General features: G+C 53.3%; 2 protein-coding genes. Both read right to left on the minus strand.

The features are described 5' to 3' along the window. A partial coding sequence (locus AEQ63_RS25310; protein WP_152972414.1) for a hypothetical protein occupies positions 1-271 on the minus strand: 271 nt, incomplete at its 3' end. Between the two features lie 304 nt (positions 272-575). After that, positions 576-2,270 (minus strand): YncE family protein (locus AEQ63_RS25315; protein WP_161806104.1); only part of this gene is annotated, 1,695 nt, incomplete at its 5' end.

Genomic DNA, 2,270 nt, shown 5'->3' on the forward strand with positions numbered 1-2,270 from the left:
TTTGCAGCTCGGTGCCGACCGCATCCTCATCAACGATTTCCAGCGCTATCTGCAGATCGGAGTCCCGCAAGATGCGCAACGAGTCGCGGTTACCCATCGTCCCCCAAGGCCCGGCCTGGCAGAGCAGGCCCTGACGAGGAAAGTTGAGCTTCGCCGCGGCGAGATTGATGCCCCACCTCAGGGGCGTCGACGACACTGGACCCGTACGGCCGGGGATTTTGAGTTCCTGTAGCAACTGCGGAGCGTCGTTGATTGGGTCGTTGTCGAACATGGTGGCCACTCCGTGGGCTTGAGCGATGGAGTGATTGAACGGCTAAAAGGGAGATTGCGCACCTGTCAGATCTGACAGGTGCGGGCGGAAATCCGACGGGTGGTAATGTTGGGGAGGTCGAGTCGCCGCTGATAAAACCCCTAAAAATTGCGCTGCGCTTTCATGCCGATGACCGGCCGATTGCGTTACAAGCCGGATGCGGTTAGAGGGCGCTCAGCTAATACGTCGAAGGCTGCCCTAAGGATGTCGATGTGACGATTGGCCTGATCCAGTCCCACATGTCGGTTAAAGGGTTGTAAGAAAATCACAATTCAACCCATGACAAATAAGTGCTCCCATAATTACATACATACATTGAACCTCCGTCCATACTGCTTACGAGGTGACGAGGCCCGCTTCCAATTGGATAGGCTGGCCCAGCAGCGCCAGTACTTAGATTTATGGTGTGCAACAAGTCTTCACTTATATTCGTAATGTATAAGTAATCGTCAGTCTTGCTGGTGATCAATGCATGTCCTCCAATACTTTCAATGTGTCGGATTGCTACTTCCTGTTCAATATCAATGACTGAAATGCCGGTCGCTGTAGCAATATAGGCTGAATCTCCAGCGTGGTTGATGGTGATACCCAGTGCTGGCGCAGGGAGCACGATTGCGCGACGGGTAAATGTTGCGATGTCGATGATGGAAAGTTCAGAGCTTGTCTGATTGCATATGTAAATGGATTTGCCATCAGGGCCAGCGAATCCTTGGCGTGGATTTCGCCCGGCGGGGATGGTTTCGGCTGCAAAAGTATCAGTATTGCATCTTGTGATAGTGCCTGAACTGTAATTGCAAGAGAATAGCCAGCGACCATCCAGACTAAGAATCAGGCCTGTAGTATCTCCACCAGTATCGACAGTTTGAATGACCTCCTTGGCATGCAAGTCAATTACCGAGATCTTATCGACAGATCTGTTGCTCACATAACAGAATCTCTCATCCGGACTTATAGCAACACCATGAGCACCGGTGATGTTCTCAATTGTTGTAATAATCTCATGGGTTGCTGTATCGATAATGGAAAGATTCTTTTTTTGCCAACTGGAAACGTATATACGCGTGCCATCCGCACTGATTTTCACGTCCCAGCTCCCACCACCAATAGGGATGTTCTTCAGTTGCCCCTGGGCCGTCACTGTGGCCGATGCCTCGCCAACTGACGCACCTTTACTGGCCACCAGATTGTAACTTCCACTTGTCTGAGCGCCTGTTACACCGCGGACACTGACTTTGCCCTCGATGTCGCTGGGGAAATCCCGTGAGCCGCTTCCTCCATCGCTAAAGCTGAAATCAGCGGGGAGGTCCAATGTGACGGTTCCCTGCAGGGGGGTTCCGTCCAAATTGCTGAGTTGAACTTCGACATCCTTAAGCCGACCTCTCGGTGCGATCACGTAAGGCGCATTGGTGAATTTCACTAGCACCGCATCCTCAACGGCCTTCACGGTATAAGTACGTACCGGAAAACTCAGCGCCAGGTTTTCATCCGTGCTGTGATCCGGGGTGGACATGAACGTCACCGCCAGTTCGCTTTGATCCTTCAACCCCTGCAGATCAGGCAAGGGCAAGGATGCATCGAGATAACCTTGCGATATCCAGAGCGCGTTCACCGCATTGCTCGGGCCAGTCCATACGGTGCGCGTATATGGTTTATCGTCTTTTTTTGTGCCTTCCACTCGCATCCAGACACGCTGGCCGCTGGCAATGTGCGGCCAGAAACCGCCACGAAGAGTTGCCGCAGCAGTGAGCGTGGACACATCCAGGTCAGTCCCGTCACCACCGTCGGCCGCTTGAATGATTTTCGGCGAGTGCGAAAGATCCACACGCAGTTGCAACACCGCCAGCGCACGAATCCGCGACTCTTTCGGATCCTGGGTGCCGCGCGTTACCGTGTAATCCAGCGTGATGGACTTGGCGAGGTTGAAGGCGATCACCGAGACAGCCAGCGGTATTTCCTGCGG

It is taken from the genome of Pseudomonas sp. RIT-PI-o (assembly GCF_001297215.1).
Taxonomy (GTDB): domain Bacteria; phylum Pseudomonadota; class Gammaproteobacteria; order Pseudomonadales; family Pseudomonadaceae; genus Aquipseudomonas; species Aquipseudomonas moraviensis_A.